This is a genomic window from Dehalococcoidales bacterium (genome assembly GCA_028716225.1).
Taxonomy (GTDB): Bacteria; Chloroflexota; Dehalococcoidia; order Dehalococcoidales; family UBA5760; genus UBA5760.
In genome coordinates, this window is the sequence record JAQUQE010000023.1 from 20,471 (window position 1) to 28,155 (window position 7,685).

At 47.1% G+C, this 7,685-nt stretch carries 5 protein-coding genes; all 5 read left to right on the forward strand.

The window, feature by feature from the left end; genetic code table 11:
* Window positions 1-446: 446 nt before the first annotated feature.
* The 5 genes from PHI12_10350 (at window position 447) to PHI12_10370 (ending at window position 7,059) form a co-directional block, all read left to right on the forward strand.
* A complete protein-coding gene (locus tag PHI12_10350) occupies window positions 447-713 on the forward strand; it encodes a hypothetical protein (protein MDD5511195.1) in 267 nt (88 codons plus the stop codon).
* A gap of 86 nt (window positions 714-799) precedes the next feature.
* Window positions 800-925, forward strand: coding sequence for a hypothetical protein (locus tag PHI12_10355; protein MDD5511196.1), 126 nt, complete (start codon window positions 800-802; stop codon window positions 923-925).
* Between the two features lie 234 nt (window positions 926-1,159).
* Window positions 1,160-4,501, forward strand: coding sequence for a phospholipase D-like domain-containing protein (locus tag PHI12_10360; protein MDD5511197.1), 3,342 nt, complete (start codon window positions 1,160-1,162; stop codon window positions 4,499-4,501).
* A gap of 383 nt (window positions 4,502-4,884) precedes the next feature.
* Window positions 4,885-5,787 carry a radical SAM protein gene (locus PHI12_10365; protein MDD5511198.1) on the forward strand — a complete coding sequence of 301 codons (903 nt, stop codon included), beginning with the start codon at window positions 4,885-4,887 and terminating at the stop codon, window positions 5,785-5,787.
* Window positions 5,788-7,059 (forward strand): coproporphyrinogen-III oxidase family protein, encoded by a 1,272-nt coding sequence (locus PHI12_10370; protein MDD5511199.1) that lies wholly within the window; start codon window positions 5,788-5,790, stop codon window positions 7,057-7,059.
* The last annotated feature ends 626 nt before the right edge of the window (window positions 7,060-7,685 follow it).

Genomic DNA, 7,685 nt, shown 5'->3' on the forward strand with positions numbered 1-7,685 from the left:
TCGGGAGAATCGGACGCAATTATTCCACGTGCAGCCCGCAAAGCTAACGTGGACTTCTGGGGATGGCCTGATCTATTTCTTAGGTCACCAGGTGGCCACAGACAACGCGTGTTTTCTAACACACTCTTACGATATAGATCACGGGAAGTGTCAACATCCAGCCGGCTTTATGAGGTTGAATCTGTCGCAAATTTTAGATTGAGTTGCTCAGCAGCACGTAGCCTACTACCGTCGAGACACGACAATTACCTGTTTACAATGCAAATCGAAGGAAATAGCTGTACAATCAGGTTTCTTTCACCGAGCGACTCGGATTATTCTGATTATTACGCATCTACTCGTCCTCTGTCGAACTCACCTAAACGATGGGGGTACATATAGCGAAGCTACTGATTACTTAACATCTTTAACTATCAATAGGTCGAGTACCTAAAAAGGAGGTGAACATGTCGAAGAAAAGCACAGATAATAGGGATATTCGAAAACGAAATCGAATTAGCCGCGAATTACCGTCTGTCGGGATCAAACTAGTGGGGAGGTCTAAAGGTCAAGTTTACGAAGCTGTTATAGTTAAATCTTCAGCAGATCCTAAACGTCGTGCAGTAAGTCTTCAAGGTCGTGAATTTTATACACTTAGTGGTGCAGCTATGGCTGTTACAGGACACGCAGTAAATGGATGGCTATTCTGGAAGATCAAAAGCAAGTCTCAATAGGTCTTGTGATATTACAGGTGGGAGTACTAAGCTCGTGATTTTGTTACCTAATATGAGTAATATCATACCCGAAATGGGTAACATCTATGAATGAAAATTTGCGTAGCGGTATCTTCGGCAAAACACGGCAGGCATTGCTTACCTTTCTTTACGGGCGGGGGCTGACACCTTTTTATACTAGGCAGGTGCTGGATGCCGTAAAAATCGGCTGAGGTGCGGTTCAGCGAGAGCTGAAAAACCTGACGGATAGCGACATCATCATCCGTGAATTACAAGGCAGGTCTACTACTGAACAAATGAGAAATGCCCGAAGCTCGAATATGTGTAAAAAGAAGAAGAGCCATTACCGAGGGACGGGACCCTTTGGTTATCCTCTCATCGTGATTCTGTATTAAAGGTAGAATATCAAGCCAAGCTCGGCCAAGCCTGGCTTGAGGGGGATTTAGATGCCGGCACACGATATCATCGATAACCGGAAAGAGATACTGGTTGACCACATTAACCAAATCCTGAGTTCAACGGAATCAGCCCGGTTTGCTGTTGGTTATTTCTTCCTTTCCGGTCTTACCAGCATCGCCGATAAGCTCAAAGGCGTCAAGGAACTGCGCCTGCTAATTGGCAACACCACCAACCGCGAGACTTTAGAGCAGCTTGCCGAAGGCTACCGGCGGCTGGAACTGGTCAGGGATGCAGCCGAGGCACAAGCTTACCCCAAAAGGACCGAGACTAAGCGAATGGCCACGGAAACGGCAGAAAACGTCCGCTCTAGCATAGAACTCATGGACCAGACCGATGAGGGAGAAAGCCTGGTCAAAGAGATGGTACGCATGATAGAAGACAAGCGCCTGAAGGTACGGGTCTATACTAAAGGCCGTTTCCATGCCAAGGCCTACATCTTTGACTACGGTACTGTATTTGACGGCAGCGGCAAACCCGTGGAACGCCACGAGAAGGGTATTGCCATAGTAGGGTCTTCCAATCTTACCCTCTCCGGTGTAACCAACAATACGGAGCTAAACGTTATCGTGCAGGGTAACGATAACCACGCCGAACTGGTGCGCTGGTTTGACGAGCTGTGGAGCCCAGATAATTCCCAGGACTTTGATGAGGCTCTGATGCAGGAGATGAAACAGTCCTGGGCTCTGGCTCCGGTCCGCCCCTATGATATCTACATGAAGACGATATACGCCCTGGTCAAAGATAGGCTGGAGGGAGAGGATGACCGGGATATTCTATTCGATAGCGAGATTACCCGCCAACTGGCCGATTTCCAGAAAACAGCAGTACGGCAGGCGATACAAATAACCAGGGATTACGGGGGTGTCTTCATTGCTGACGTCGTCGGTCTGGGCAAATCATATATCGGAGCCGCCATCGTCAAACATTTTGAACGCAGTGACCACGCCCGTCCACTGATAATCTGTCCAGCGCCGCTGGTAGAAATGTGGGAAAGGTACAATGAGGTCTATGAACTTAACGCCCGGGTGCTCTCTATGGGACTGCTACGCGAAGGCGACGAAGACGGTCTTAACGTGTTGCTTAAGGGCACTAAATATCACGACCGCGACTTTGTGTTAATAGATGAGAGCCACAACTTCCGTTATCCCGATACGCAGCGTTATAAGGTAGCACAGCAATTCCTTTCAACGGGAAGGCGTTGTTGTTTTCTGACTGCCACACCGCGTAATAAGACGGCCTGGGATATCTACTATCAAATCAAGCTGTTCCACCAGGAAGATAAGACCGACTTGCCGGTAGACCCTCCGGATCTGAAGCAGTACTTCAAGCTGATTGATAAGGGTGAAAAGAAATTACCCGATCTGCTGTCTAATGTGCTTATCCGACGCACCCGCAATCATATCCTGCGCTGGTATGGCTTCGATGCCGAGACTCACCAAGCGGTAGACCCCGCCCGTTTCCGGGAATACAATAACGGCCAGCGGCGGGCCTATGTCATAGTCGCCGGCAAACATCAATTCTTCCCCAAACGGGAACTGGAAACCATCGAATACAGCATTGAGGAAACATACCAGGGACTTTATCAGGATTTGCGGAGCTACCTGGGTAAATCAAGGAAAGGGTATCCAGTCGAACCGGTGCCGGGCGAGCTATCGTATGCTCGGTATGCGTTATATCACTTCGTGGCCAAAGACAAGCAACGTCGCGAACCCTACGCGAGCCTGCACCGGGCTGGCGTAAATCTGCGCGGCCTCATTCGCATACTCCTGTTCAAACGTTTTGAGTCAAGCGTCTACGCCTTTAAAGAAACTATCGGCAGGTTGATCAATGTTCATGAGCGGTTTCTCAAGGCTCTGGCAGCGGGTATCATCCCTGCCGGAGACAAGTCCGAAGATATCCTTTACGAGCCGGGCTTATCTGAAGAACAGGACCTCATGGATGCTTTGCGGCAGGCCTCCGGTCGTTACGATGCGGCGGACTTTGATATCGACCGCCTGCGCAGGCATATCGAGCACGATGTGGCGCTACTTAATAAGATGCTAAAACTGGTCGAACCTATCACTGCGGATAAGGATGCCAAATTACAGAAACTGAAGGAAGAGCTGGCGAAGAAACCGCTAAAAGAAGGCAAGCGGCTGATATTCACCCAGTATGCCGATACGGCACGCTATCTATTCGACAATTTGAATCCCCGGGGCAGCAAACCAGAAATCGAGGTTATCTTCAGCGGTGATAAGAGTAAAGCCAGGGTGGTGGGCAGGTTTGCTCCCAAAGCTAACCCGGAATATCGTTTCACCGGTGGCGAGTGTGAGCTAATGACTGTGATCGCCACCGATGTTCTGGCCGAAGGCTTGAACCTCCAGGACTGCGATAAAATTATCAACTACGACTTACACTGGAATCCGGTGCGCCTTATACAACGCTTCGGCCGCATCGACCGTATCGGCTCCGATCACGACATCATCTATGGATTCAACTTTCTCCCCGAGACGGGAATCGAACGTAATCTCGGCTTAAAACAGAAACTGCATAACCGCATCCAGGAAATTCACGACACCATCGGCGAAGACTCAGCTATTCTCGACCGCACTGAAATGCTTAATGAAGAGGCAATGTATGCCATCTACGAGAAGAAGGGTGTTCAATTAGGTCTTTTCGATTATGAAGAGGGCGAACTTCTGGATATCAATGAGGCTGAGGAGCTGCTACGCCAGCTCAGAAAAGAACGACCCGAGGAATACGAACGTATTGCCAATTTAAGAGACGGCATACGCACGGTAAAGCCGGCACAAAACAAGGGAACTTACGTCTTCTGTCAGGCTAACCGCTACCAACAACTATTTCTGCTGGACGAAAACGGCAATGTGGTAACCAGAGATATCCCAAGGATACTCGGTACTATAAAATGCGGGCCAGATTTGGAAGGACTCCCTCTGCCAAAAGGTTACAATGCATCCATTATGAGTGTGAAACGCCAGTTTGCCGAGGAAGTCAAAAATCGCCAAGCCGAGCGTGAATATACACCTTCCTTGACTCAAGGGCAGCGTTATGTGCTTAGAGAATTGCGTATTCTCTTCAATGCCACCGAAGAACAAGACATAAAAGCCCAGATTAACATCCTCGAAACTGCGTTCCGTGGGGCTATCACTAGAGCTTTAGCTCAAGAATTGAATCGAATCCGCCGCAACGGCATTACGGGACAAGCTCTTATGAAAAACCTGGGTGAACTTTATTACCAGCACAATATGCGTGACTGGATTGACCGCAGGGGTTTGCAGGCGGAAGAACAACCGATCCCGGTGATTGTTTGCAGCGAGGGGCTGGAGTAAGAGCATACTTCTATTGCATCACCCAATCTGCGTATGGCAGACAGTTATTTGCACCTGCCCCGATTATCTAATATATCGAATTGCCATTGCACCTTACTGACATTTGTGCATTCTAGTGGAAGTTCACGAATTAATGGTAGAAAACACACTTCTGACTTGTTATCAAAAGACAGTTACTGTTTGATCTGCTGGCTCGAACCCATAGGACAATTCTCCTAACTTCTAGAGACAATGAGCCAACTCCAGTGTTAAGAGAGCAACGGAATATTAGGGTTTATTGGCTGCAGTCTACAATGTAGTGAAAAACGTGCAAATTGTGGGGCCATGTAGTAGGTGCTATACTTCATACAATCTGAGGGGCTTGCCAGAGGCATAAGAAGGGCATGGTTAAGAAGATCAAGCATTCTCTCTACTTGATGAATTATCTAATCCAGACCAAGATGTTCCATAAGGAAATCCCCTTCATCGGCGGTTTGGTCATCAATGAAAGGTGTAATTTAAGATGCAGACAATGCGATGTCGCCAATAGAAATATTCCCGATCTGTCCTATGAAGATGTCCGCCGGGGACTGCAGACTTTTTATGACAAAGGAATTAGATCGGTCTTTATAGAAGGTGGCGAGCCATTTCTCTGGCGAGACGGAAACCATCGCATGGAGGATATAGTTAAGCTGGCCAGAAAGATAGGGTTTCATCTGGTCAGCGTCTATACTAACGGCACCCTGCCCATCGAAGTGTCAACCGATTCTGTTTTCGTCAGCCTGGACGGCTTACGGGAGACCGACAATACCCTGCGAAGTAATTCGTTTGACCGGGTCATTGAAAATATCAAGGCCTCAAAGCACCCTAATATCATAATTAACTTCACGATTAACCGCGCCAACCAGGCTGAAATCGAAGAATTTTGCGATGAGATGAAAGGAATTGAACAGATCAGGGGAATATTCTTTTACTTCCATACGCCTTATTACGGCTATGACGACCTGTTTCTGAACCTGGAAGAGAAGAGGGCAATCATAAAGCGCATACTGGCCTTGAAAAGGAAGGGCCATAGAATATTCAATTCTTCCGCCTGCTTGAAAGGTGTTTACGCAGATAATTGGGTGCGGCCCTCTAAACTATGCTATGTCTATGCCGACAACAAGCTATACCAGTGTTGCCGGGCAATCGGTAATAGTGACGCCTGCAGAAACTGCGGTTACCTGGGCTATCCTGAAATCATCTATATACTGAAGCTAAGACCCACCGCGATTCTTTCCGCTATGAATTATCTGCCGCGAAAGTAAATGATAGTAGATCTCGTAACCAGAAGTATCAGAACAATCCTGATCGGCAAGGGACAGAAATTTGTCTTCACCGGGAAAAAAGACATGGCTATCCCATCACTGGCCGGGATCGACCTGTACATCCACATCCCTCTCTGCCGGAACATGTGTCCCTATTGCCCTTACAACAGGGTCAAGTACGACCGGAATCTGGCCGGTCCTTATACCAGAGCGGTACTCAACGAGATAGAGCAATACCATTCAATACTGGGTAACATTAAAATTTCTTCCGTTTATATCGGCGGCGGTACGCCAACAACCATGACTGACGAACTAGGAATAATAATAAAATCTCTAAAAGAAAAGTTCACCGTCACCGGCGATATCTGTATCGAGACGAGCCCGAGCGATCTGGATGAGGCAATCGTACGAAAATTGAAAGGCTTCGGGGTTGATTTAATCAGCATCGGGGTGCAGAGCTTCAGTGATAAGTTCCTGGAGATTCTGGGGCGAAACTACAATGCAGCTAAAGCCCGTTCCGTTATCAATCTCGCCCTATCTTCAAATTTTAAATCGGTGAATATCGATTTGATGTTTGCCCTGCCGGGACAGACGGTTGAGGACATGCTGTGCGACCTGAATGAAGCGGTAAATTTAAAGACAGATCAGGTGACAACGTATCCTCTGTTTACTTTTCCCTACTCATCGGTTGGTCGTTACCTGAAAATCAGAAGGTTAAAGATGCCCGGTATATTTAAGCGGAGGAAAATGTACCGGACAATCCACAGCTTCTTCACCAGGACCGGATACCACCGGGTTTCTGTTTGGGGTTTTATGCGAAATTACTCGCCAAGATATTCTTCGGTTACCAGAGATTCCTACATAGGCATTGGCGCCGGAGCCGGCTCAATGCTGCCCGGCATCTTTTATCTGAACACCTTTTCCGTCAAGGATTATATCGCGACTGCTTCGGCAGGACAATTACCTGTCGCTCTGTCTATGGACATCACCGCGGAATTAAGAAAGCACTACTGGCTGTACTGGCGTTTCTACGACACCTATATAGACCTCAAGGAATTCTACGGAATATTTGGAGACAGCATCAAGTGGAGGGTTATCTTTAACGTTATCAGATTAATGGGTCTAGCTAAAAGGGAGCAAAACCAAATCGAGCTTACCGAAAGAGGTGCTTTCTATATTCATCTGCTTCAGAACTACTTCATTTTGAACTATATTGATAAAGTATGGTCGGCGGCGATGAAAGAACCATGGCCGGACAGAGTGGAAATATGACGCTTACTTTGACAAAGGGATTACCACCCCACCACCGCCATATTAGACTAGAAGAACATGCTGGTTCCAAAGCTTAGAAAGTCCAGTCATCTGTTGACGGGGGATTCTCCAAACAATCTGAACACTTCTCGGCATTGGTTTCTATAGTGACGAATATAATGTTGCGAATTAGAGAAGCTTCCGAGCTTAGGCTCGGGTCTAGACACTGATGAAAGGCTCATGACCTGCCCCCGTTATTAATACCACTTGTTAGTTTTCTACTTAACTCGATCAGTCAAAAGGTAGACATCACCTCTCCTTAAACCCCACGCTCCTCACCTAGCCCCATATTAACAGGCACCTAAATACGAAACCGCACTTATCTAATACTTTTCTCCGAGCATGTATTAAAAATGCAGGATTTTGTATTGTGGAACTTGCTAGTTTACGCTACTTATTAGATAGTATGGAAGCAGGTAATTACTGGGGAGGGGTCAGACCAGCCTTGTTTTTAATGTATTCTAGTATTGTTATACTAGCTGCTTCTACAATTGTAAAGCCACGTATGTAGAAGACAGAGTTCTCGCTTATATCTGAATGTATTGACATCTTTTTCTGATAGATGTATCTTGTAAATCACAATGGGG

Coding starts and splice junctions, on each gene's coding strand:
- PHI12_10350 (MDD5511195.1), top strand. CDS start 447: ATGTCGAAGAAAAGCACAGATAATAGGGATATTCGAAAACGAAATCGA.
- PHI12_10355 (MDD5511196.1), top strand. CDS start 800: ATGAATGAAAATTTGCGTAGCGGTATCTTCGGCAAAACACGGCAGGCA.
- PHI12_10360 (MDD5511197.1), top strand. CDS start 1,160: ATGCCGGCACACGATATCATCGATAACCGGAAAGAGATACTGGTTGAC.
- PHI12_10365 (MDD5511198.1), top strand. CDS start 4,885: ATGGTTAAGAAGATCAAGCATTCTCTCTACTTGATGAATTATCTAATC.
- PHI12_10370 (MDD5511199.1), top strand. CDS start 5,788: ATGATAGTAGATCTCGTAACCAGAAGTATCAGAACAATCCTGATCGGC.